Source organism: Acinetobacter sp. 25-47-130 (genome assembly GCF_056779705.1).
The window spans coordinates 124,814-147,636 of the sequence record NZ_JBWYII010000001.1; the positions used below are offsets into that span (position 1 = coordinate 124,814).

Genomic DNA, 22,823 nt, shown 5'->3' on the forward strand with positions numbered 1-22,823 from the left:
GTGAACCTAAGCTGTCGATAAAAGAAGTCAGGAGACTTATGCTAGACCGAGGTCTTTTACAAGTTGACGAGTTGGATCAGTGGTGTTCATCGTATAAAAGTGTAAGCTTGGCGCACCACCAGCAATGAGGCGTTCACATAGCTTCACAATCACTTCATGACCAAAGGCTTTAATTGAAGCAGTGTCATCACCATAAGCCGCAAGTTGCTTACGAATCCAACGAGGGATTTCGGCACCGGTACCATCCGCAAAACGAATGAGATTGCTTGCATTGGTAATTGGCATAATGCCCGGCGCAACAGGAATATTCACACCTTCTTTTTGAATGCGCTCTACAAAGTAAAAATACGCATCTGGATTAAAGAAGAATTGAGTTAAGGCTGCATTTGCACCTGCATTGGCTTTCTCACAAAAGCGTTTAATGTCTAAATCAAAGCTATCTGCTTGTGGGTGCATTTCAGGGTAAGCTGCAACTTCAATCTGGAAGTGGTCACCCGAATGTTCACGGATAAAGCGTACCAAATCCTGAGCATACGGTAATTCACCTAAGCCAACTTGACCGGAAGGTAAGTCACCACGTAGTGCAACAATACGGTCAATCCCTTGAGATTTGTATAAATCTAAAAGTTCAGCGATCCGTTCTTTGCTATCACCAATACAAGAGAGGTGAGGAGCAACAGGCGTGCCTTTGCCATTAAAATCAGCTAAAGTCGAAAGTGTACGTTCACGTGTAGAACCACCTGCACCATAAGTCACAGAGAAAAACTCTGGATTCAGCAACTGCAGTTCTTGGTGAACAACCTTAAGTTTTTCCGCACCTGCATCAGTTTTGGTCGGGAAAAACTCAAAAGAAATTGGAATCTGTTTAGACATGTTCAAATCCTTTGTACTTATTTCAGCAAAATAGAATTCAAAGAAAAGCAGGCTGTTCAGCCTGCTTGTTCAAAGATTAGTATTTATAAGCGTCAGATTTGAATGGACCTTCAACAGCAACCCCAAGGTAGTCCGCTTGTTCTTGAGTCAATTGAGTCAGAACACCACCGAAACCTGCAACCATCGCTGCTGCAACTTCTTCATCTAATTTCTTAGGAAGAAGTTCAACACGGATTGCTGCTTGTTTTTGATCTTCAGGCAGATCAGCAAATTTTTCAGCGAATAAGTGCATTTGACCTAAAACTTGGTTTGCAAATGAACCATCCATCACGCGTGATGGGTGACCAGTTGCGTTACCAAGGTTCACTAAGCGACCTTCAGAAAGAAGAATGAGGTAATCATTTTCATTTTCTGAACGATATACTTGGTGAACTTGTGGTTTAACTTCAACCCACTTATAACCACGTAAGTAGTTGGTATCGATTTCAGTGTCAAAGTGACCGATATTACAAACTACTGCACCTGCTTTTAATGTATCAAGCATTGCAGCGTCACAAACGTGGTAGTTACCAGTCGTTGTTACGATTAAGTCAGTATTTTGAAGAAGGTCAGCGTTAACGTCTTCTTTTTTACCTGTTTGTACGCCATTTTTGTATGGAGAAACTACTTCGTAACCGTCCATGCAGGCTTGCATTGCACAGATTGGATCGATTTCAGAAACACGTACGATCATGCCTTCTTGACGAAGTGATTGCGCAGAACCTTTACCTACATCACCGTAACCAATTACAAGCGCACGACGACCAGATAACAGCATGTCAGTTGCACGTTTGATGGCATCGTTTAGAGAGTGACGGCAACCGTATTTGTTGTCATTTTTAGATTTAGTTACTGAGTCATTTACGTTGATCGCAGGTACTTTCAATGAACCGTCTTTCCACATTTCGAGAAGACGTTGAACACCTGTTGTTGTTTCTTCAGTAATACCGTGGATTTTTGCGAGTACTTCTGGGTATTTTTCATGAACAAGCGCAGTTAAGTCACCGCCGTCGTCCAAAATCATGTTGGCATCCCAAGGCGTACCATTTACATTAATTTGTTGCTCAAGACACCACATGTATTCTTCTTCAGTTTCGCCTTTCCAAGCAAATACAGGAACACCTGAAGCTGCAATAGCTGCCGCAGCGTGGTCTTGAGTAGAGAAAATGTTGCAAGATGTCCAACGAACTTCAGCACCAAGCTCTACCAAAGTTTCGATAAGAACAGCTGTTTGGATTGTCATGTGAATACAACCCAAAATTTTAGCACCAGCAAGTGGTTTAGCCGCAGAGTAACGCTTACGTAGACCCATAAGGGCTGGCATTTCAGCTTCTGCAAGTTTGATTTCTTTACGGCCGTAGTCAGCAAGTGAAATATCGGCAACTTTGTAATCTGTAAATGAAGCATTAACCGCGTTCATCACGATCTCCTTATAAAAAACAAAAATTGATCATTATGTTCGCGGATGCCGTTGTTGGTCGATCTGAGCAGATTGACCGATCGTCGAGCCTGGCGCTTTTACATTTTGTACTTGTAAAACGTCGCAGCATCCCTCGACTAGCGGAGTATTGTACTTCTAAACTTGCGAATTTCCAATGTTAAGTTGGTTATTGGTGATTCAAAGTATTTCAATTAAATCGCGTCAACTTCAGATTCCGATGATATTAGAGATTTTATTTTCTGTGCTTTTTCAAAGTGGTCAAGTTTATGTTTCATGATCCACCAATGAGCTACTTCCATGAGTGCATCGGGGTCATTATCTTTATTTGAAAAGAAAGCATAAAATGACAAACCTACAGATTCTCCCTTCCGATCGATTTTTTCATCACAAATTCGAATAATTTTGTCTTTGATTGATTTATTCATTTTGGCAACGTATTAGAAATTTAATTTAAAATTTTTATCATTCAATCTATCAAGCTTTCATTAGTGTGATGTTGAGAAAATGTAGGATTGAATAATTTGGGCTATAAATAAACCGATTCCGAAGTTTAAGTGTGCCACTAAGCTATTTTTTATGCTGATCCATTGATTGGGCGTTTTACTCGCAAAGAAACCAAATCCAAGAATAGGTTGCATCACCAAAAATGGGATAATAGCAGTTGAAAGTCCAAATAAAATAGAAGATATAAAAGCTTCCAAAGTAGTATGTGAATTATCGATATAAGTATAAATTAAAGCGAAAAAAATACCGATTATATAATGAAATACCCAACCCGTAATGTATTCAAATTTGTGTACAGGGGCTTCGGTAATATTTCTGTATACGTATTTTTTATTTTTAACTAAAAAGAAAAACCTACCCAAATAAGCATAGTTAAATGAGGGGATTTTAAAAATCATCGCTCTTGCCCAACCTAAAAAATCCATAATTAAAGTAGCGCTTAGGCCTAAGGCTAAAATGTAAATTAAAATATTCATGAAAGGATGACTCTCTAATTTAAGTCATGCTAGTGTGCAACTTAAAGCTAACTTGAAGTCAAGGTGCATTAATGGAAATAGATATAGGTGATCTAGCTGATCGGACAAATACTTCAACTGCCACGATTAGGTTTTATGAATCAAAAGGACTTATTCGATCTATTGGAAGGAAAGGGCTTAGAAGACAGTATTCATCCCGAGCAATACAGAATATCTCATTAATCAAGATCTTCCAAAATGGTGGTATGACGCTGAGCCAAATTAAAAATATGGCAATTGATCATGAAAAAATTAAAATTAAAAGAGATCAAGTTAGGGAAGCAAAAAACGAAATCAAAGATAAAATTGAGACTTTAAATAACTTGCTCTTAATTTTGACACACGTTGAAAAATGTCCATACGATGACCATTTACAATGTCCAGACTTTTTGAAACTTTTAGATGATTGAGCTTGAATTTTGTATTTAATTTCTTAAATTTTGAAGAAGATTATTTGTTATAATTGATAGCTCAATAAATAATATATATTTTTGATGGAAATTCCCGAAGAACTCGCTAACCTCGAAGCTAATGCTGGCATTTACGCCGTATGGATGCTCTTTCAACATCTTGGGTTAGACCCAGATATTGAACAACTAAAAGAAGTCTGTGGTTATGTAGAAGGTGATGGAACGACCACGATCGGTCTAGCGGTGGGACTTAAAAAATTTGGCTTAGATGTGGAATTTACCACAGATGAAGACAATGCACTTCAAGAGCAAGAAAAGCAAAGCTATTTAGAAGCTGAAAAACTTGCGCTAAAAATATCCCCCGCAATCAGCTATCAAGATATTCAAATCGCATTTGAAGCTAATAAGTTCGTGATCGTGTATTACGATACTTTAGAAGGCATTGGTAATCATTCATTGGTATATGACATCAATGAAGAAGAAATCTGCTTTTTTGATAGCTTTGAACCAATGCCAAAAAAAGTATTTGAACAGCAAAGGGCAGTAGACGGCATCTGTAGACAAGCCATCATCGCTGAAGTTAATTAATATCTAAAAGTATGTCACTATCTTAAAGTGGGTTGCTATTTTAAGGTATGTTAAAGTTTTAACAAGATCTAAAGTAGTTCAATAAAAAGCCTTCAATCATGAAGGCTTTTGAGGCAAAAAAACGAGATTTATTTTAAGTGCTTGATTGAGCCTTTTCCTGCCAATAATCAGCTTTTTCCTCGTTTACATCCATACCTAAACCATGTGCATAGATGGCGGATAAATCACGCATTGCTTGAGTATCACCAAGTTCAGCGGCTTGAGTCACCAATTCAACAGATTTTTGTACATCTTTTTCGACCACATTACCACGACGGTAATAACCTGCGAGCTCTAAAATCGCAGCAGCATGTTGATGTTTACTTGCTTGTGTGAGCCAGTTAAAACCGTACTCAAAGTTTAGTTTTGCATCTTCAGGATCTTCTTCTAAAACTTCTTTTGCATAATGGGTATAACCTTCCCCTAACCAGTACATCGCTTCGACATGACCCAATTGACCAGCACGTAAAGCCCATTCTTCTGCAAGCGCAATGTCTTCATCGTGTTCACTCGTCATATAAAGTTCAGCAAGTTCAAATTGAGCAGCGGCATTACCTGCATGAGCACGATTTTCGAGAGCAATCGGGACGGTAACACGTTTCGTCATAGTGGGATTCCATGGCTTCAAAGCGAAGCAAAAAATATTAAAGTTGTTCCCTTATTATACTGCAAAACTGATTCAAAGCTTGAGTAGTATGGTTCGAGCCTATTTACTAAGATATTTTGTAGATGAATTACAAATTCAACCATAGGTAAAAGCTATAGATGAGCGACATAAATTAAGGTTTTTTGATGGAATTGAAGTAAAAGTGACAATTTCTTAAATTTCATAAGACCTTAGCATAACTTTTTCCTATGCTGAAAATCCTCTCTAATGCGAATATTAGAGGAGATTGACCATGTCACAGACCAACACTTATTCAGCAGATGTGATCGTACTTGGTGCAGGCCCAGTCGGTTTAACGATGGCGAACGGCCTTGGCCTTGCGGGCTTAAAAGTAAAAGTGATTGAACAGCTCGATCAATTGATTGATTATCCTCGTGCAATTGGTATTGATGATGAATCTCTAAGAACAATGCAATCGATTGGTTTGATCAACAAAGTATTACCGCATACCACTCCCGATCATGCGATGCGTTTTCTTACGCCTTCAGGCCGTTGTTTTGCAGATATTCAACCTAAAACACGTGAGTTTGGTTTCCCTCGTCGTAACGCATTCGTACAACCTTATGTGGATGCAGAATTATTGGAAGGTTTAGAACGTTTTGATGATGTGGAAGTACTTTTTTCTCGTCAACTTCAAAGTTTTAAGCAGACTGAAGATCAAGTTGAAGTTCAAATCCAAAATAAAGATAAAACAATTGAATATATAACTGCAAAGTATCTAGTGGCATGTGATGGTGGTAATAGCTACGTTCGCCGTATGTTGAATATTCCTTTTGAAGGTAAAACTGCACCAAACCAATGGATTGTTGTCGATATTGCAAACGATCCATTGGCGACACCACATATTTACTTATGTTGCGATCCAGTACGTCCATATGTGTCAGCGGCTTTACCACATGGTATCCGTCGTTTTGAATTTATGGTGATGCCAGGGGAGACGCAAGAGCAACTGAGTCAACCTGAAAACATGGCTAAACTTTTATCCAAAGTATTACCAAACACTGAAAATATCGATGTGATCCGAAATCGTGTTTATACCCATAATGCACGTATTGCCAGTAGATTTAAAGAAGGGCGTATCTTACTTGCGGGAGATGCAGCGCACATTATGCCAGTATGGCAGGGACAGGGTTATAACAGTGGAATGCGTGATGCGTTCAATTTATCTTGGAAACTGGCTATGGTCGTACAAGGTAAAGTAGATGCTAAAGTTCTAGATTCTTATCAAGAAGAGCGTCATGATCATGCCAAAGCGATGATTGATTTATCTGTTACAGCAGGCCATGTGCTAGCTCCGCCTAAAAAATGGCAAGGTACTGCGCGTGATGCTATTTCATATGTTCTAAATTACATTAAACCAGTTAAACAATATTTGTTGGAAATGCGCTTTAAGCCAATGCCACAATATAAATCTGGTATTTTGGTTGGACAGGTCAATAAGACATCACCAATCGGTAAAATGTTTATTCAACCTAAAATGCAAGATAGCACAGGTCAGGTGAAATTACTGGATGATTTTATTGGTCAAGGCTTTGCTATTATTGCTTGGGGAGTAGATCCGACTTGGGGACTCACACCAACAAGTATTCAAAAATGGAAAGCCTTGGGTGTGAAATTTATTAAAGTCGTTCCAACTGAACAATTGAAAACTGATGCTCATGATGATGACATATTGACACTTGGGGATACAGAGCATGCGATTCGTGCGTGGTTTGGTCGCACTCAATATTCGATGGCATTTTTAAGACCAGATAAATTTGTCGCGGGCTTAAGTATTCCTCAGACGAGCGAAGAGCTCAGCCAAAAACTATTTGATAAACTTGGCGTTTAATCAAAAAGTTTAAGACTAATCTAAAAGAAAACCTGCAAATTTGCAGGTTTTTTATTTTTAAAATAGCGTTCAAATTTTTAAAAAATATGACAATGAAAGTGTTGGCTTAGAATATTTTTGACAGTTTGCAAATGCTTACTTTGATCTTGTTTTCTGAAACTCAAATATAAGCTGATATTCGGTAAATCGATTTCAGTTGATTTAATTAAGACATTTTCACTGAGCAAGCTTTCAACATATTTTGGAACAATGGTCCAACCGACTTGCATCGCTACAAGATTAATATTCATTAAAATGTTACTCGAGTATTGAGCAACTTGAATAGATGTATTTAGAGCTTCAAAAATGTTTTGAATTTTTTGGAATAAGATCGGTGAGGCAGTTTCCTCGCTCATGATAAATTTTTGGGCAATTAAATCCTGTTTTGAAATACAGTCTAAATGCGCATGGGCTGAATGACGAGGAATCAGCAAGATCAGAGGCTCACTGAACAATTCGATAGAGGTAATATGCTCATCATCGATACATTGGCGAGTGAATGCGACATCAATTTTTTGATCACGAAGTGCTTGGATTTGATGTACACAGCTCAAACTATGAAATTGAATATCTAAATCAGGCTGTTGTGCACGAATAATAGGCATGACATAGGGAAAAATTTTCATTTCTGCCACAGGTAAAAAGCCAATATTTAATTTATTTTTCTTGGTATTCGCCATAATTTGAATCTTGTGTTTGGCGTCTTGAGCAAGTTTCAAGATATGTCGAGCATCTTTTAAAAAAGTTTCTCCTTCCTCTGTGAGCGATAAGCTTCTGCTTTTACGAATCAGCAGGGATGTACCTAATTCCGCTTCAAGATCTTTAATTTGCTGACTTAAAGAGGGCTGCGCTATAAAGAGTTTTTCTGCAGCACGCGTAAAATTAAGTTCTTCGGCAACTGAGACGAAATATTTCAAATGTCGAAGTTCCATGCGTACCGATCCTTAATCGCCATAATAAATGAGGTTGATTATACGTTTGAATTGCTAGAACTTCAGCGTGATTCACGTTTAAAGCTAATTTAAGAAGAAAAAAACCGACCCATATTGAAATGAAATATGGGTCGGTTTTTTTATCAAGTAGAGTATTTAAATGATGAGGAAGATCAAGCTGATGAATCCAATAAAGGATACGCCCAAAATGATTTTTTTCATTTGTGACTCAAAATAGGTCAGACAAAGTGCAACAAAAAGTGCAGCGAATGTCAGTACACCAATCCAATAACTCATCATATTACTGACTTGTCCTTTGCTCATGCAGAGGATAAGCCCTAACGACAGGAATCCCCATCCAACCATTGAGGCTATTTTCTGGTGTTTAGCACTCAATGTTTGACCAAAAATTTGTTTTTGATGCTTTTGCATTGCACTGGCTAAACCTATAAAACCTAAAGTACAAACTGCCCAAATGAGGAGAAAAAAGCTCATGGTGATTACCCCTCTACCTTAGGTAAAACTTGACTCTTTTTTAATGGAGTTCCTTGATGATTTTGAACTTTGTAAAGTGCAAAATAAAAAACCACTGCTAAAACTAGCATCGCCAGATCGAACGAAGCGATAACCCATTGACCGTGAGCTATAGAACGCCATAAAGGTTGACCACCTGTGATAAAGTTTACAAGCGGAAGTAAAGCGAAAAGCAGGGTAGCGAGACCCAGTAATTCAAGCCAAGCTTGGCGATGGGTGCGAAAAACAGCATAAACAAGTGTGAAGAGCCACACAATAAAGAATGTACGGATTTCCCAGTTTAAACGCATTTCCATGTTGGCAGGGATAAAACGGTTTGCATAAAAATAAGCTGCACAAGCAATAGGTAAGCCGATAATCGCAGCGATGTTGGTAATCTCGACCGTACGATACCCAAAGGATTTATAACCTTGTTTCGCTTGTTGAGGTGCACGTTTGACGCACCATAAAATTAATCCTGTTGCGACCATTAGCGTGCCAACGATACCAGAAAAAAAGAGTATCCAACGTAAGGCTAAATCAACTCCTCGTGCTTCATGTAGAACAGTGGCAACATTGTAAATGCCATTGGGAATAGAAGGATTTTTGAGTTGAGTGGAATCATCTGTAATGTTTTGACCTGTCACACCATTGAAGTCTAAAGTTTCATATACGCCACGATGAGCGATACTTGCGCCGTGTAAAGCACGTAACTCAATGGTCGCCTTCGATGTATTTGGTGCTTTAATTGTGATCGAACCAATCGGATTGTTTTTCCACTTCGCTTCAGCTTGAGTGAGGATCGGAGCAATATCTGTAAGTGGTGCAGGTTCAGCTTTTCGATCTTGGTTGCGCGTACGTAGACTTTCACCTCGATTCTTTCTCTCACCATCCATGTTGTTAGTATGTTCATTTGATGCTGACTGCGTACCACGAGCCTCAATTTCTGTACGCGCATTCATCATCGAGCGCTGATTTCCTTGCGGTTGATCAGTACGAGTCTGCCCTTGTGGTTCTGCTGGATTTTGAATTAAGGATTTTCGTTGGTCTTGTAGAAAGGCGCCACGATTGTCATAAATTTGCTGTACCCCCCACGGCATGATGGTAAACAATAATAAAAGTAAACCACTAAAAGTGATCATGATATGAAAGGGAAGTGCGAATACAGCTGTTGCATTATGTGCGTCTAACCAAGAACGCTGTCCTTTACCTGTTCTAAAGGTAAAGAAATCTTTAAGGATTTTCTTATGGGTGATGATGCCACTAATTATTGCAACAAGCATAAACATGGTTGCTATGCCCACAATCCAACGTGACCATATACGTGGCATTCCGTATAATTCAAAATGGAAACGATACAGAAAACTACCCCCACGGGTTTCACGGGCTTCTAATACTTCACCTGTGGCACTGTCAATCGTCACACGTTTACCACCGCGACGAGCATTGGGATCTTCTCCGACACTCCGGATATTCAGTGTGGTGTAATTTTGACGAGCATTGGGTAATTGAATTCCCCAGCTCCCTGCATCAGCATGATTATTCTGCAAATATTGCAGAGCCACTTGCGTCTGCTCGAGTTGAGATTGGCTTGGAATCGATTGGTGATACTCGGGCTTCATCCATGTACTGATTTCTGCTTGGAAAAAACTCAAAGTACCAGTTACAAAGATGGCATACAGCAACCATCCTAGTATCAAACTAGCCCAAGTATGTAACCATGACATAGACTGGCGTGGGCCTTCAGCTTTGGCATCACTTCTCATGAATTAGTTCCCCATGATTTTATAGATGAGAAATAAAGCAAGGCTAGGTAAGACGATGCCCAATGTAGCTTTTCTGGTTTTGTGAACCATAAAAACCCAAATAAACGCTGCACACTGTAAACAGAAAGCAATGAGCGTTGCTGACATCGCTGCGCTAGATTGATATGTGCTAAATGTTTGTGCAATCACGATAGCAGAGAGGGATGCAAGCAAATAACCTCCAATACCCGCCAATAAAAAACGATAGAGCACCATCAGGCGATAACTGATAGAAACTGATTTAGTAGTCTTACGAGTTTTTTTTACTTGATTCCCGAGTGTTAACTCGCCTGGTAGTTCGAATTCTGTACTGTTCATAAAAGTAAGAAAGTGTGAGTGTATGTAATTATTGTAAATGATAACAATTATTGTTTATCTTTAGGATTATAAATTTAGCATTTTAGAAATAAATTTTTAATTGAATTAGCTTGGGCATGTTAATTGCAGCGTTGTAGATATTTTTTATCGATAGGTAAAATTTATGACGTATCAAGTTTTTTACTGCAAAGCTAATCCTGATGCTCAATTTGTGTTGTTATCTTCAGGGTTAGGAGGGCATGGACATTTTTGGCATCCACAATTAGATATATTGACTCGATTTTTTCATGTTATTACATATGATCAAGAAGGATGTCATGCAGATGCTGCATTACTAGCACCAACTTATTCAATGACCGATATGGCAATACAAGTGATACAGATTTTAGAGGATCTAAAGATCGATGATTTCCATTTTATCGGTCATGCTTTAGGTGGGCATATTGGAGCGGAGTTAGCCGTTTTAATTCAAAATACAAAATTGGAAATGTTGAGTTTGACCAGTATTAATGCGTGGGACTCACTAGATCCACATACGCTCAAATGTTTTGAAGCTCGAGAATCGTTATTACAAAATGCTGGTGCAGAGGCATATGTTAGAGCTCAAGCATTATTTCTTTATCCACCTGTATGGATCTCTGTTAATATCGATCAAATACAACAAGTAGAAAATAATCAACTCCGAAACTTTCCACCAAAAGAGAATGTACTGAGACGTCTGAAGGCTTTAAAGGAATTTAAAATAACGAATGAACATATCACCGCACTTCAACGAACTCCAATTCACTTGATTGCAAATCGTGATGATTTCTTGGTTCCAGTACATAAGACTTTTGATCTTCAGAAAAATTTTGTACATGCACAATGCTCAATTTTTGATGTAGGTGCACATGCTTCTACTGTGACTGAGCCAAATATCACTAATCAGGCACTTATTCAATTTCTTCGATCACTCTAGCATTTGAAACTTTTCAATTGCATATAAAAAACCACGATTGAGATCGTGGTTTTTTAATTATTTTACCAAATGGTATTTTTTGGAACATCTTGTGCACTTTTTTATGACGTTGTTTAAGAGTAATGGGTATTGGGATTATGTGATTAATTTATCATAAGGTAAAATATAAAATTATTAATCTATTGTAATATATAACAAAATAATAGTTGGCACATCATTTGCTAAATATCTAATACAAGCTCGAAAGCTTAATCCTACTAAATCGAATTTAACTGATCGTTAAATTAGGAGTGTTAGATATGAAAATTGGTGTCTTTTGTCCGATCGGAAATAATGGCTGGTTACTCTCAGAAAATGCTCCTCAATACAAACCAAGTTTTGAGTTAAATAAAAAAATTGTCCAACGCGCAGAGCATTACGGTTTTGATTTTGCATTGTCTATGATCAAGCTGCGTGGTTTCGGGGGTAAAACTGAGTTTTGGGATCACAACTTAGAAACTTTTACGCTTATGGCGGGTCTTGCTGCAGTCACCAGCAAAATAAAAATTTATGCAACAGCTGCGACGCTAGTGATGCCGCCTGCCATAGTTGCACGCATGGCATCTACGATTGATTCAATTTCGAATGGTCGTTTCGGCCTAAATGTCGTCACAGGTTGGCAAGCGCCAGAATATACCCAAATGGGCATGTGGCCCGGTGATGAATATTTCGGAAAGCGTTACGAATATTTATCTGAATACGTACAAATTCTGCGTGAATTATGGGCAACAGGTAAATCTGACTTTAAAGGTGACCATTTTCAAATGGATGATTGCCGAGTTAGCCCACGCCCGCAAGCAGAGATGAAAATTATCTGCGCTGGTCAATCGGATACAGGTTTGGAATTTTCTGCTCAACACGCTGATTACAATTTTGTTTTTGGTAAAGGGCTTAATACACCAACAGCATATGCAGAAATCAACGATCGTTTAAAAGCAAAAACAGATATTACGGGTCGTGATGTTCAAACCTACGTTTTGTTCATGATTATCGCTGCTGAAACAGACGAAGGAGCGATGGCGAAGTGGCAACATTATAACGATGGCGCTGATATTGAAGCGATCAACTGGTTAATGAATCAAGGCGGAAAAGATACTAAATCCGGTGCAGATACTAATATTCGTCAAATGGCTTCATCAGTATCACCAGTCAACATCAATATGGGGACGTTAGTGGGTTCTTACGAAACTATCGCAAAAATGCTAGATGAGATTAGCGAGGTAAAAGGAACTGAAGGCATTTTACTGACATTTGATGATTTTGTTAAAGGTGTTGAAAGTTTTGGACAACGGATTCAGCCGCTTATGAAATGTCGTGAACATGTTGTGGTTGAAGGAATGAGTTCAGAACCTGTGTTGGAGAAAATCGCATGAGTCATTTAGAAAATACCGTTGAAGCTGGATTTACTGCACAAGCGGGTACGGGTGTAAAACTCAAAGCCGAACCGGAAAATATTGTGCTTGCACCTGAGCAAACAGCATTAATCGTGATTGATATGCAAAATGCGTATACGTCAAAAGGTGGTTATTTAGATCTTGCTGGGTTTGATGTGTCGACGACAAAACCTGTGGTTGAAAATATTAAAAAGGCAGTTTCTGCAGCACATGATGCTGGAATTCAAGTGATCTATTTCAAAAACGGTTGGGATAATCAATATCGTGAAGCAGGTGGTATTGATTCACCAAACTTTCATAAATCAAATGCACTGAAGACCATGCGTAAGCGTCCTGAGTTACAGGGCAAATTGTTAGCAAAAGGGGATTGGGATTTTGAGTTGATTGATGAGTTGGTGCCAGCTCCTCAAGATATTGTGATTGAAAAGCCTCGTTATAGTGGATTCTTTAACACAGCACTAGACAGCATGCTCAGAGTGCGTGGAATTCGTAATTTGGTTTTTGTTGGTATCGCGACCAATGTATGTGTTGAATCGACGCTCAGAGATGGCTTCTTTCTAGAATATTTTGGCGTGGCTTTAGACGATGCCTGTCATCAAGCAGGACCAAAAGAAGCCCATGTCGCAAGTATGTACAACATAAAAACCTTCTTTGGATGGGTGTCGGATACAGAAAGTTTTGTCAGTAGTTTTGCAGATCAACCAACACTCTCTGAAAGCGCATAAATATTTATAGATTCTAAAATTAGGAAATAAGTCATGTCAAAAGAAGTCATTATTCCAGTGGGTTCAGGTAAGCCACTCGCACCGTATTCGCCTGCAACTAAAGCAGACAACATTGTCTATGTTTCAGGCACTTTGCCTTTTGATGAAAACAACAATGTAGTTCATGTTGGAGACGTAGCAGCACAGACACGCCATGTCCTTGAAACAATAAAGAAGGTCATCGAAACTGCTGGCGGAACAATGTCGGACATTACTTTCAACCATATTTTTCTGACAGATTGGGCAAACTACGCTGCAATGAATGAAGTATATGCCGAATATTTTCCGAATGCAGAACCAGCTCGTTACTGTGTTCAAACAGGATTAGTCAAACCTGATGCACTCATCGAAATTGCTTCGATTGCTCATGTTTAATTTGAAAGCTTTCATCACCCTATTATGAGTCCCTCACTGACTGTTTAGGCGATGAGGGATGGAGAACACTATGAATGCAAATGTGAAATCAATCAATTTACCCGAGGCAGTGAGTGCCACACTCAACATTGACCAACAGGTTTTTAGACAAGGAATGTCGAATTTAGGTGCAGCTGTCAATGTCATTACTACAGCTGGTCTAGCAGGAAAAGCTGGCTTCACAGCTTCAGCTGTATGTAGTGTGACAGATACGCCACCAACATTGCTGGTATGTCTAAATCGATCAGCATCAGTATTTGAAACATTTAAAAGTAATCAGGTTTTGTGTGTCAATACTTTAAGCAGTAGTCAAAAGCATTTATCGAATGTGTTTGGGGGTAAAACTCCAATGGAAGAACGTTTCGAAAAGGGGGACTGGTCAACATTAGTCACAGGTGCACCTATTTTAGAAGGTGCGCTAGTGAGTTTTGATTGTGAAGTCGTACAAAGTTTATCGGTAGGCAGTCATGATGTTTTGTTCTGCCATGTAAAGGGGATGAAACAGCAAGCGGGTGAAAAAGCCCTCATGTATTTTAACCGCGCATATTGTGAGCCAGTTCCAATGGTCTAAAACAGCATGCTTGATCAGGAGAAGGTCGATGAGCACAAAAGAAACATGGTTTCCAAAATTTAAACCTTTCCAAGGAAATCTAGACACGACCGCAGTTCAAGTAGATGAGTACTTGCCGCCAGGTAAAAGTATGGTATTGGGGCTGCAGCATGCATTTGCAATGTTTGGAGCAACAGTACTTGCCCCTTTACTGATGGGTTTCGATCCGAATCTTACAATGTTTATTACGGGTATTGGGACAATATTATTTTTCCTAATGACTGGGGGGCGTATGCCGAGCTATTTAGGCTCGAGCTTCGCTTTCATTGGAGCAGTCATTGCAGTCACTGGTTATACCGGTGTTGGCTTAAATCCAAACTTAGGCTTAGCACTTGGCGGTACCATTGCATGCGGTATTTTGTACGCCTTGATCGGTTTGATCGTGATGAAAACTGGCACAGCATGGATTGAAAAATTGATGCCACCAATTGTGACTGGAGCAATTGTGATGATCATTGGTTTGCATTTAGCGCCAGTGGCGATCAAAAGTGTCTCTGCTAATCAGTTTGATTCATGGATGGCTCTAATCACGATTATTTGTATTAGTGTAATCGCCGTATTTACTAAGGGCATGATCCGTAGATTGTTATTGCTCATTGGCTTAGTGGCTTCTTACTTTATTTATTTTTTACTCACCAATGTTTTGGGTTTTGGTACAGCGATCGATTTTACTAAAGTCAGTGAGGCAGCTTGGTTCGGTTTACCTACTTTTCATGCGCCAGTGTTTGAATTTAATGCCATGCTGCTTATTGCTCCCGTAGCGATCATCTTAGTCGCAGAGAATCTAGGACATTTCAAAGCGGTATCTGCAATGACTGGACGTAATCTTTCACCATATATGGGACGAGGTTTCTTTGCTGATGGTGTATGTACGACCTTGTCTGCATCAGTCGGTGGAACAGGAATGACAACATATGCTGAGAACATTGGTGTGATGGCGGTAACCAAAATTTATGCGACCACCATATTTTTATTTGCTGGCGTATTTGCAATTTTGCTAGGTCTATCACCAAAATTTGGCGCGGTTATTAGTACGATTCCTGTCGCATTATTAGGGGGAGCTTCGATTGTTGTTTTCGGTCTGATTACAGTGGCCGGTGCTAAAATTTGGGTGGACAACCGCGTAGATTTTACCAAAAACAGTACTCTGTTGATTGCTGCTGTCACCTTAATTATGGGGACAGGCAATTATAGTTTACAAATTGGCCATTTTGATTTGGGTGGAATAGGGACTGCAACATTAGCGGCTATTTTATTGAATCTTTTCTTAAATCGAGAAGATAAGAATGCGCAAACAGTAGAGCTCGAAAATGAACCGCATTCAGCAGAAGCAACGGCACTCCCTAACACTCAAATTTAAGGTGAAATTAAAAATGAAAATTGCATTTATCGGTTTAGGTGCTATGGGATGGCACATGGCGAGCCATTTACCAAAACTAGGATTTGAGGTTTTAGTTTGGAACCGTAATTTTGATAAAGCAGAAGCACATGCACAAACATTTGGTACTAAAGCGACCTCTGTCGATCAAGCAGTGAAAGCAGATTTTATTTTCACTTGCTTACCCACCAGTGCAGATGTCGAACAGCTTATTGCTCAAAATCCTCCGGTCAAGGGGAGCGTATGGATCGACTGTACCAGTGGTGTACCTATAAGTGCTTTAAAACTTGCAAATCAGTTGAAATTTAATGGTGTTGAATATTTAGATGCCCCCGTTTCTGGGCAAACTATAGGTGCTGAAAAAGGGACACTGACGGTAATGGTTGGGGGGGATTTCGATGCTTATAAGCGTGCAAAACCGATTATTCAGGCATTTGCAGGATTAATTGAATATGTCGGGGAGAGTGGTTCTGGATTTGCTGTTAAAGCGGTGAATAATACGTTGATGGCAACCCATCTATGGGCACTTGCAGAAGGATTGACGGTATTAAAGTCAAAAGGAGTAGATTTGAATAGTGCATTGAATTGTATTAATCATTCTAGTGGTAAAAGTTCAATGTCTGAAAATATTATGGCGCAACGTGTCTTGAGTCGTGCATTTCCAAAAACCTTCGCCTTAGATCTTTTACAAAAGGATATTGGAATTGCGACCGATCTAATTCAAGAGCAAGCTTTGGATTTGCCAACGATGCAACTTATACAAAATCAGTATATGCAAATTGAAAAAGTGAAAGCCGAAGATTCTGATTTTTCAGCTGTGGTTCAGGTGCTTGAACATCAATCTAAAATTGAATTAAGTTAAATCTACCGTCGAAATACCTTAAATACCGCTTAATGTAGATTAAGCGGTTTATCTATGAATGCTCAATGAGATTAGCTTTGTTGATATTCATTAATGACTTCTAACGCGGCTCTAAATGCTTCTTGGGTAGCTGGAGCACCACAGTACGGCAAGCTGTGTAAAAGAACCTCTTGGATTTCTTCAACAGTTGCGCCGTTGTTTAAAGCGCCACGTACATGACCTTTAAGTTCTGTTGGGCTTTTTTGGGCTGTTAAAAATGCAATCGTGATTAACGAACGATACTTGCGCGGTAAAACGCCTTCACGTTGCCAAGTTGAACCCCATGCATGCTCATTAATCCAATCTTGAAGTGGTTGAGTAAATGGAACTGTATTGTCTTGTGCACGTTTGACAAAATTTTCTCCCATCACTTCTGTACGAACTTTTAAACCATTTTCATAATCTTGTTTTGACATTTTTTTCCTCATAAAAAAAGCGCATCTTGAGATGCGCTATAGCATAAATATTAAGCTGGGATTTCAATCGCAATCGCAGTTGCTTCTCCACCACCAATGCAAAGTGCGGCAACACCTTTTGTTTTACCTAAGCGTTTTAATGCATGGATGAGAGTCAAAATAATTCGTGAACCTGATGACCCCAATGGATGTCCGAGTGCACAAGCTCCACCGTGGATATTCACTTTTTCAGGATCTAAATGAAAAGCATCGATCGCTGCCATGGTCACCATCGCAAACGCTTCATTAATTTCCCACAAATCCACGTCTTCAACAGTCCAGCCCGCTTTGTTTAATACTTTTTCTATTGCACCAACAGGTGCGATGGTAAATTCTGATGGGTGTTGAGAGTGCGTTGCGTAAGCTTTAATCGTTGCTAAAGTTGAAAGTCCCTTTGCTGTTGCGAGTTCAGCAGAAGTCACTAAAAATGCTGATGCACCATCACTAATTGAACTGGCATTGGCTGCAGTAATTGTACCGTCTTTAGCAAATGCTGGGCGTAGCGTAGGAATTTTATCAATTTTTGCTGTAAATGGATTTTCATCTTGGGCAACGATGACATCGCCTTTACGTGAACTTACTGTAACAGGGGTGATTTCATCTTTGAAATAATTATTTTGAATCGCATTCTGAGCACGAGTTAAGGAGCGAATCGCGAAATCGTCTTGTTGTTCACGTGTGTAGTTTTTCTTATCTGCCATTTCTTGAGCAAGAATACCCATTGAATAGCCAGTTTCAGCATCTTCCAAACCTTCTTGGAACATGTGATCAATCACTTTGCCATGTCCCATACGGTAACCTGCGCGTGCTTTGTCCATGAGATAAGGTGCATTCGACATGGATTCCATTCCGCCAGCGACAATAATATTTGCCGAGCCAGCTTTAATGGCATCTGCAGCTTGCATCACGGCTTTCATGCCAGACCCACAGATTTTATTGATCGTTGTTGCACCTACATGATCTGGTACACCTGCAATTCGCATCGCTTGACGAGCAGGACCTTGTTTTAATCCCGCAGGTAAAACACAGCCCATAATCACTTCATCTAGTTGGTCTGCAGCAAGCTTAGATTGGTCAAGTACGGCTTTAATGACTTCAGCACCAAGTTGCGGGGCTGTTAAGCTTGAAAGTCCTCCCTGAAAGCTACCCATAGCGGTACGGCTACCTGCAACTAATACGATTTCTTGACTCATAGCGTTGATCCTTGTCCTGTAGTTTATATGATTCAAATGCGTGTCAATTTCATATGTTCAAAATTTAATGACAGCTATTTTATTAGTTGTAATCACATTATCATAAAAAATGAATAAAGATTCATTATTTTGTTTTCATTTAATTTCGCTTATTTTGATGTTGTTTTCTATAACACCATAGTGGAATGAAAAATAAAAAACGACCCTTTAGGATCGTTTTTTCAGAAGCAATTGAGTGACTAGTATTGTGTAGATTTTGACAACACCTGAGCGTGAGGGTTCTCAAGTTCTAAACTCTGGTTAAGTTCAGTATCGAAAACATCGGTCAACATACTGTCAAAACGTTTAGCGTTATACGTAAGTAACTGATCTGCTTCAGCCTGAGTGATGAACTTGTCATTAAGAGCAGACTCAATGTGCTCTTCAAAAGTCAGACCTGTAAATTGGCCTTTGGATTCAGCCTTTTTAAACTTATTCCATAATTCCTCAATTTGAAGCAACATTTGGAATGTAGACTCCATGCGCCCATTGACATCATCGGGATCAGTACTATAGAAGACATGTTTTTTTAATTCATTGCGGAAAGCATTTTCCTGAAGAATTAGTTCACCTAATTTAAGTTTCAAGGCATCCGATGGTTGAGCAATAGGACGACCAAAAGGGAAACAAATGAGTTTGACTAAGCTTGCGGCGATTTTTACAGGGAAGTTATCAAAAAGACCATAGAAAGCTTCTTGAGATGCATATAATGCTTTCTCAAGTGCGAGTTTAGCATGCAGTTGTTCAGCTTCAGTACGTTGACCATTTTCATAAAATTTAAGAATTGCAGTCGCAATAAATAAATGTGAATGCATATCTGCTAATCGTCCAGACAGCATTTCTTTGCGTTTGATATCACCTGCAAGGAGGCCTAAGCACATATCTGCGACTAAGGCAAAATTAGCACTCAAACGATTAATGGTTTTGTAGTAAGGGCGACTGAAATCATCAGCCTTTACTGAGCCTTCTGTTGATCCGCCTATAAAACCATAAGCAAATGATTTAGCGGTTCGATTAAATGTATAACCCAAATGCTTATAAAGAATGTCATTAAAATCTTTTAATGCTGCATCTTTATTTTCGGCTTGTAAAAGTTGTAATTCTTCAAATAAATAGGGATGACAACGCATCGAACCTTGACCAAAAATCATCAGTGAACGACTCAGAATATTGGCACCCTCAACAGTAATCGAAACAGGGATCGCTTGGTACATGAGCGCCAAGAAGTTACGAGGACCCATTTGAATAGCACGCCCGCCCACAATGTCCATACTATGATTAACAATCTTACGCATGGTCTCAGTTGCGTAGTATTTTGCCATTGCAGTCATGACTGCAGGTTTACCCCCTTGGTTTAGGCCACAAGTGACGAGGTAACGGAATGCTTCAAGCATATAGGTATCGCTAGCGATATCACTTGAAACCTCTTGAACACCTTCGAATTTACCGACTGAAATTTTGAATTGTTGACGGACACGAGCAAAGGCGCCGACATTTAAATAACACATTTCACCTGCAGCTGTTGATAGTGCTGGAAGAGAAATACCGCGGCCAACTGCCAGACATTCCATCAGCATACGCCAGCCTTTACCTGCATTTTCTACACCACCAATAATCCAATCCAGCGGAATGAAGACATCTTTACCATCCACGGTACCATTCATAAATGGTGAACCTGGATTATGGCGTGCTCCTACAATCACACCTTCATGATCAGCTGGTAATAGGGCACATGTGATTCCGTATTCAGTTTTGTTTTTATCACCTAGTAAACCTTCAGGGTCATATAATTTGAAAGCTAAACCGACCACCGTAGCAACAGGGGCAAGTGTAATCCAACGTTTGGAAAAATTCATTTTTAGGCCAAGAACTTCTTGTCCTTCAAATTGACCATAACAAACCACACCTGTATCAGGAATTGCACCTGCATCTGAACCTGCTTCAGGGCTTGTTAAACCAAAACATGGAATTTCTTCACCTTTTGCTAAACCTGGTAAATAACGATTCTTCTGATCTTCAGTACCGTAGTGTAAGAGTAATTCTCCTGGACCTAAAGAGTTAGGCACCATACAACTGACAGCAGTGGTAAGTGAGCGTGAGGCAATCTTACTCATGATACGGCTTTGCGCAAATGAGCTAAATTGTTTACCGCCGTATTCCTTAGGGATAATTAACCCCAGAAAACCTTTGGATTTAATAAATGACCAGACTTCTTCAGGGAGGTCTTTACGATGATGGTGAATATCCCATTCATCCAGCATCTGGCAGAGCTGTTCGACTTCATGATCGATAAATGATTGTTCTTCTTCAGACAGTGTGGGGTACGGATACTGATCAAATTTCTTCCAGTCTGGTGCCCCCATAAATAATTCTTTTTCCCACCAACTGGTTCCTGCATCTAATGCTTCACGCTCGGTACTACTCATTGTTGGCATTGCATTGGCTAGAGCTTTATAGGCAGGTTGTGTAATAAATTTCATCCTTAACGTATCAATACTGACAATCAATGAAATTAGGATAAAAGGAATACCGAGTATCAGCGACCAAGGGCTGATCAACGCAACTAAAATAGATACGACTGTGAGTGTGATAGCCCCAGAAGTTCTTGAGAATTCGAAATAAAAAATAGCCCAGAGTGTTGTAAATAGAATAATTAAACTGAGTATAAAAAACATTATGAACTGCTCCATTTATGATTTGGTCATGGAGCCAATACCCACAGTAAATTTAATCAAAGCACAAACATCAGATCTACAGCGATATTGGATCATGAAATGTGAAACGAAAGCGTTGAGTTCTAAAACGGACGCATATTAATACTTATATTGGATAAGATTGTTTGAAAAATATTCAAAATTCAAGCTGAAGAGAGATAAGAAATGTGTCAATAAGTAATTGAGAATTATAAAAACCACAAACAAAAAAGCCCTCATACGAGGGCTTTAAAGTAAGAAGAATTATGCTTCGATTGTTTGAACAGTAATTTTCTTTGCAGGATCAGCTTTACGACGAACTGCTGGTACTGGTTCGCCATAGTATTGACGATCAGCAAAATAACTTGAACGTACCATTGGTGCAGCCCAAATATTTTTAAAGCCTAATTTTTGCCCATGTGCTGTATAGCGTTCGAACTCTTCAGGTGTGACGAAGCGATCAATTGGTGCATGTTCTTTCGATGGTTGTAAATATTGACCAATTGTTACGTAGTCAACATCGTGTGCTTTGAGGTCATCAAGAAGTGCGAGAACTTCTTCTTCAGTTTCGCCAATACCTACCATCAAGCCACATTTAGTTGGAATATCTGGGCAGTATTCTTTAAACATTTTAAGAAGATTTAAGGAATGTTGATAGTCTGAACCTGGACGCATTGCTTTGTATAAACGTGGTACGGTTTCAATGTTGTGGTTAAACACATCTGGAGGACATTCCGTCATGATGCGTAATGCAACATCCATACGACCACGGAAATCAGGTACTAAAATTTCCAATAATGTATTAGGACTTAAAGCACGCGCTTCTTTAATACAATCAACAAAGTGTTGCGCTCCACCATCGAGTAGATCATCACGGTCTACAGATGTTATGACAGCGTATTTCAAACCTAAGTTTGCAATTGTCTCAGCCATGTGGCGTGGTTCATCTGGGTCTAATGCATTCGGACGACCATGTGCCACATCACAAAATGGGCAACGACGTGTACAAATGTCACCCATAATCATGAAAGTTGCTGTACCACCACCAAAACATTCAGGAAGATTTGGACATGCAGCTTCTTCACACACTGTATGTAATTTTTGTTCACGTAAAGTTGATTTAATGCGTTGAACCTCTTCTGGTGCAGCCATTTTGACGCGAATCCAGTCTGGTTTACGAGGTGCTTCAACCGTAGGAATCACTTTTACAGGAATACGTGCGACTTTCTCAGCGCCACGAAGTTTTTCACCCTGTACTGGTTTACGGTTTTCTGACATATTCAACGATTCCACTAATGTGTGACGGGAGGAAATATTAAAAATAGGTCTCTTATTATAGCGAATTTATGCATAAATTGGGCAAAAACGATATTCATAAAATAAATGTGGCTATCAAGCAATATATGGTATTGAAATACAGCAAATGTGTGCATTTTCAGTCATAATATAAGTTAGATAAATGAAGAGATAA

General features: G+C 39.3%; 23 protein-coding genes. 10 read left to right on the forward strand and 13 right to left on the reverse strand.

Annotated features, from left to right (window positions below):
• Positions 1 to 36 precede the first annotated feature (36 nt).
• From metF to AC1M83_RS00595, 4 genes are all read right to left on the reverse strand, one after another.
• Positions 37 to 873, reverse strand: coding sequence for a methylenetetrahydrofolate reductase [NAD(P)H] (gene metF / locus AC1M83_RS00580; RefSeq protein WP_035266512.1), 837 nt, complete (start codon positions 871 to 873; stop codon positions 37 to 39).
• Between the two features lie 76 nt (positions 874 to 949).
• Positions 950 to 2,332, reverse strand: coding sequence for an adenosylhomocysteinase (gene ahcY, locus AC1M83_RS00585; protein ID WP_481588499.1), 1,383 nt, complete (start codon positions 2,330 to 2,332; stop codon positions 950 to 952).
• 212 nt (positions 2,333 to 2,544) lie between these two features.
• Positions 2,545 to 2,778: a DUF6500 family protein gene (locus AC1M83_RS00590; protein WP_481589728.1), complete on the reverse strand. Its 234-nt coding sequence runs from the start codon at positions 2,776 to 2,778 to the stop codon at positions 2,545 to 2,547.
• 60 nt (positions 2,779 to 2,838) lie between these two features.
• Positions 2,839 to 3,333: a DUF2938 family protein gene (locus AC1M83_RS00595; RefSeq protein WP_481589729.1), complete on the reverse strand. Its 495-nt coding sequence runs from the start codon at positions 3,331 to 3,333 to the stop codon at positions 2,839 to 2,841.
• Between the two features lie 71 nt (positions 3,334 to 3,404).
• Between AC1M83_RS00595 and AC1M83_RS00600 the strand changes: the two genes are divergently transcribed.
• A complete protein-coding gene (locus AC1M83_RS00600) occupies positions 3,405 to 3,782 on the forward strand; it encodes a MerR family transcriptional regulator (protein ID WP_481589730.1) in 378 nt (125 codons plus the stop codon).
• An 84-nt stretch (positions 3,783 to 3,866) separates the two neighbouring features.
• Complete coding sequence (locus tag AC1M83_RS00605; RefSeq protein ID WP_481589731.1) at positions 3,867 to 4,370, forward strand: cysteine peptidase family C39 domain-containing protein; 504 nt, start codon at positions 3,867 to 3,869, stop codon at positions 4,368 to 4,370.
• Between the two features lie 133 nt (positions 4,371 to 4,503).
• On the opposite strand, the gene AC1M83_RS00610 is transcribed toward AC1M83_RS00605, so the two are convergent.
• On the reverse strand, positions 4,504 to 5,016 hold the full coding sequence (locus AC1M83_RS00610) for a tetratricopeptide repeat protein (protein ID WP_481589732.1): 513 nt from the start codon (positions 5,014 to 5,016) through the stop codon (positions 4,504 to 4,506).
• A gap of 292 nt (positions 5,017 to 5,308) precedes the next feature.
• On the opposite strand from AC1M83_RS00610, the gene AC1M83_RS00615 reads away from it, so the two are divergent.
• Positions 5,309 to 6,907 (forward strand): bifunctional 3-(3-hydroxy-phenyl)propionate/3-hydroxycinnamic acid hydroxylase, encoded by a 1,599-nt coding sequence (locus tag AC1M83_RS00615; protein ID WP_481589733.1) that lies wholly within the window; start codon positions 5,309 to 5,311, stop codon positions 6,905 to 6,907.
• A gap of 77 nt (positions 6,908 to 6,984) precedes the next feature.
• Here the strand turns inward: AC1M83_RS00615 and AC1M83_RS00620 are convergent, their stop codons facing one another.
• The 4 genes from AC1M83_RS00620 to AC1M83_RS00635 form a co-directional block, all read right to left on the reverse strand.
• On the reverse strand, positions 6,985 to 7,878 hold the full coding sequence (locus AC1M83_RS00620) for a LysR substrate-binding domain-containing protein (protein WP_481589734.1): 894 nt from the start codon (positions 7,876 to 7,878) through the stop codon (positions 6,985 to 6,987).
• A 156-nt stretch (positions 7,879 to 8,034) separates the two neighbouring features.
• Positions 8,035 to 8,373, reverse strand: a complete 339-nt coding sequence (locus tag AC1M83_RS00625; RefSeq protein WP_481588494.1) for a DUF3325 domain-containing protein — start codon at positions 8,371 to 8,373, stop codon at positions 8,035 to 8,037.
• Positions 8,374 to 8,378: 5 nt separating this feature from the next.
• The gene (locus AC1M83_RS00630) at positions 8,379 to 10,157 is read right to left on the reverse strand and encodes a PepSY-associated TM helix domain-containing protein (protein ID WP_481589735.1); all 1,779 of its coding nucleotides are present in this window, start codon (positions 10,155 to 10,157) and stop codon (positions 8,379 to 8,381) included.
• A 3-nt stretch (positions 10,158 to 10,160) separates the two neighbouring features.
• Positions 10,161 to 10,514, reverse strand: a complete 354-nt coding sequence (locus AC1M83_RS00635; RefSeq protein WP_035265656.1) for a hypothetical protein — start codon at positions 10,512 to 10,514, stop codon at positions 10,161 to 10,163.
• A 163-nt stretch (positions 10,515 to 10,677) separates the two neighbouring features.
• Between AC1M83_RS00635 and rutD the strand changes: the two genes are divergently transcribed.
• From rutD to AC1M83_RS00670, 7 genes are all read left to right on the forward strand, one after another.
• Positions 10,678 to 11,472 (forward strand): pyrimidine utilization protein D, encoded by a 795-nt coding sequence (rutD, locus tag AC1M83_RS00640; RefSeq protein WP_481588492.1) that lies wholly within the window; start codon positions 10,678 to 10,680, stop codon positions 11,470 to 11,472.
• A 299-nt stretch (positions 11,473 to 11,771) separates the two neighbouring features.
• Positions 11,772 to 12,884, forward strand: coding sequence for a pyrimidine utilization protein A (gene rutA, locus AC1M83_RS00645; protein ID WP_481589736.1), 1,113 nt, complete (start codon positions 11,772 to 11,774; stop codon positions 12,882 to 12,884).
• Positions 12,881 to 13,630: a pyrimidine utilization protein B gene (rutB, locus tag AC1M83_RS00650; protein ID WP_481586608.1), complete on the forward strand. Its 750-nt coding sequence runs from the start codon at positions 12,881 to 12,883 to the stop codon at positions 13,628 to 13,630. The genes rutA and rutB overlap by 4 nt, the downstream gene beginning before the upstream one ends.
• Before the next feature lie 33 nt (positions 13,631 to 13,663).
• On the forward strand, positions 13,664 to 14,044 hold the full coding sequence (rutC, locus tag AC1M83_RS00655; protein ID WP_035265663.1) for a pyrimidine utilization protein C: 381 nt from the start codon (positions 13,664 to 13,666) through the stop codon (positions 14,042 to 14,044).
• A gap of 70 nt (positions 14,045 to 14,114) precedes the next feature.
• On the forward strand, positions 14,115 to 14,654 hold the full coding sequence (gene rutF / locus AC1M83_RS00660; RefSeq protein ID WP_481589737.1) for an NADH-dependent FMN reductase RutF: 540 nt from the start codon (positions 14,115 to 14,117) through the stop codon (positions 14,652 to 14,654).
• A 28-nt stretch (positions 14,655 to 14,682) separates the two neighbouring features.
• Positions 14,683 to 16,053: a pyrimidine utilization transport protein G gene (gene rutG, locus AC1M83_RS00665; RefSeq protein WP_481589738.1), complete on the forward strand. Its 1,371-nt coding sequence runs from the start codon at positions 14,683 to 14,685 to the stop codon at positions 16,051 to 16,053.
• A gap of 13 nt (positions 16,054 to 16,066) precedes the next feature.
• Complete coding sequence (locus tag AC1M83_RS00670) at positions 16,067 to 16,933, forward strand: NAD(P)-dependent oxidoreductase (RefSeq protein WP_481589739.1); 867 nt, start codon at positions 16,067 to 16,069, stop codon at positions 16,931 to 16,933.
• A 71-nt stretch (positions 16,934 to 17,004) separates the two neighbouring features.
• Here AC1M83_RS00670 and AC1M83_RS00675 read toward each other — a convergent pair whose 3' ends face one another.
• The 4 genes from AC1M83_RS00675 to lipA all read right to left on the reverse strand — a co-directional run bounded on the left by AC1M83_RS00675 (position 17,005) and on the right by lipA (position 22,630).
• Positions 17,005 to 17,388 (reverse strand): carboxymuconolactone decarboxylase family protein, encoded by a 384-nt coding sequence (locus AC1M83_RS00675; RefSeq protein ID WP_035265666.1) that lies wholly within the window; start codon positions 17,386 to 17,388, stop codon positions 17,005 to 17,007.
• A 50-nt stretch (positions 17,389 to 17,438) separates the two neighbouring features.
• A complete protein-coding gene (locus AC1M83_RS00680) occupies positions 17,439 to 18,620 on the reverse strand; it encodes a thiolase family protein (protein ID WP_481588487.1) in 1,182 nt (393 codons plus the stop codon).
• A gap of 239 nt (positions 18,621 to 18,859) precedes the next feature.
• Positions 18,860 to 21,334, reverse strand: coding sequence for an acyl-CoA dehydrogenase (locus AC1M83_RS00685; RefSeq protein ID WP_481589740.1), 2,475 nt, complete (start codon positions 21,332 to 21,334; stop codon positions 18,860 to 18,862).
• A gap of 282 nt (positions 21,335 to 21,616) precedes the next feature.
• Positions 21,617 to 22,630, reverse strand: a complete 1,014-nt coding sequence (gene lipA / locus AC1M83_RS00690) for a lipoyl synthase (RefSeq protein ID WP_035265671.1) — start codon at positions 22,628 to 22,630, stop codon at positions 21,617 to 21,619.
• Positions 22,631 to 22,823: the final 193 nt, after the last annotated feature.

What these genes read in the sequence shown, in the direction of transcription:
- metF (WP_035266512.1), bottom strand. Translation starts at nt 873, where the DNA reads ATGTCTAAACAGATTCCAATTTCTTTTGAGTTTTTCCCGACCAAAACT.
- ahcY (WP_481588499.1), bottom strand. Translation starts at nt 2,332, where the DNA reads ATGAACGCGGTTAATGCTTCATTTACAGATTACAAAGTTGCCGATATT.
- AC1M83_RS00590 (WP_481589728.1), bottom strand. Translation starts at nt 2,778, where the DNA reads ATGAATAAATCAATCAAAGACAAAATTATTCGAATTTGTGATGAAAAA.
- AC1M83_RS00595 (WP_481589729.1), bottom strand. Translation starts at nt 3,333, where the DNA reads ATGAATATTTTAATTTACATTTTAGCCTTAGGCCTAAGCGCTACTTTA.
- AC1M83_RS00600 (WP_481589730.1), top strand. Translation starts at nt 3,405, where the DNA reads ATGGAAATAGATATAGGTGATCTAGCTGATCGGACAAATACTTCAACT.
- AC1M83_RS00605 (WP_481589731.1), top strand. Translation starts at nt 3,867, where the DNA reads ATGGAAATTCCCGAAGAACTCGCTAACCTCGAAGCTAATGCTGGCATT.
- AC1M83_RS00610 (WP_481589732.1), bottom strand. Translation starts at nt 5,016, where the DNA reads ATGACGAAACGTGTTACCGTCCCGATTGCTCTCGAAAATCGTGCTCAT.
- AC1M83_RS00615 (WP_481589733.1), top strand. Translation starts at nt 5,309, where the DNA reads ATGTCACAGACCAACACTTATTCAGCAGATGTGATCGTACTTGGTGCA.
- AC1M83_RS00620 (WP_481589734.1), bottom strand. Translation starts at nt 7,878, where the DNA reads ATGGAACTTCGACATTTGAAATATTTCGTCTCAGTTGCCGAAGAACTT.
- AC1M83_RS00625 (WP_481588494.1), bottom strand. Translation starts at nt 8,373, where the DNA reads ATGAGCTTTTTTCTCCTCATTTGGGCAGTTTGTACTTTAGGTTTTATA.
- AC1M83_RS00630 (WP_481589735.1), bottom strand. Translation starts at nt 10,157, where the DNA reads ATGAGAAGTGATGCCAAAGCTGAAGGCCCACGCCAGTCTATGTCATGG.
- AC1M83_RS00635 (WP_035265656.1), bottom strand. Translation starts at nt 10,514, where the DNA reads ATGAACAGTACAGAATTCGAACTACCAGGCGAGTTAACACTCGGGAAT.
- rutD (WP_481588492.1), top strand. Translation starts at nt 10,678, where the DNA reads ATGACGTATCAAGTTTTTTACTGCAAAGCTAATCCTGATGCTCAATTT.
- rutA (WP_481589736.1), top strand. Translation starts at nt 11,772, where the DNA reads ATGAAAATTGGTGTCTTTTGTCCGATCGGAAATAATGGCTGGTTACTC.
- rutB (WP_481586608.1), top strand. Translation starts at nt 12,881, where the DNA reads ATGAGTCATTTAGAAAATACCGTTGAAGCTGGATTTACTGCACAAGCG.
- rutC (WP_035265663.1), top strand. Translation starts at nt 13,664, where the DNA reads ATGTCAAAAGAAGTCATTATTCCAGTGGGTTCAGGTAAGCCACTCGCA.
- rutF (WP_481589737.1), top strand. Translation starts at nt 14,115, where the DNA reads ATGAATGCAAATGTGAAATCAATCAATTTACCCGAGGCAGTGAGTGCC.
- rutG (WP_481589738.1), top strand. Translation starts at nt 14,683, where the DNA reads ATGAGCACAAAAGAAACATGGTTTCCAAAATTTAAACCTTTCCAAGGA.
- AC1M83_RS00670 (WP_481589739.1), top strand. Translation starts at nt 16,067, where the DNA reads ATGAAAATTGCATTTATCGGTTTAGGTGCTATGGGATGGCACATGGCG.
- AC1M83_RS00675 (WP_035265666.1), bottom strand. Translation starts at nt 17,388, where the DNA reads ATGTCAAAACAAGATTATGAAAATGGTTTAAAAGTTCGTACAGAAGTG.
- AC1M83_RS00680 (WP_481588487.1), bottom strand. Translation starts at nt 18,620, where the DNA reads ATGAGTCAAGAAATCGTATTAGTTGCAGGTAGCCGTACCGCTATGGGT.
- AC1M83_RS00685 (WP_481589740.1), bottom strand. Translation starts at nt 21,334, where the DNA reads ATGTTTTTTATACTCAGTTTAATTATTCTATTTACAACACTCTGGGCT.
- lipA (WP_035265671.1), bottom strand. Translation starts at nt 22,630, where the DNA reads ATGTCAGAAAACCGTAAACCAGTACAGGGTGAAAAACTTCGTGGCGCT.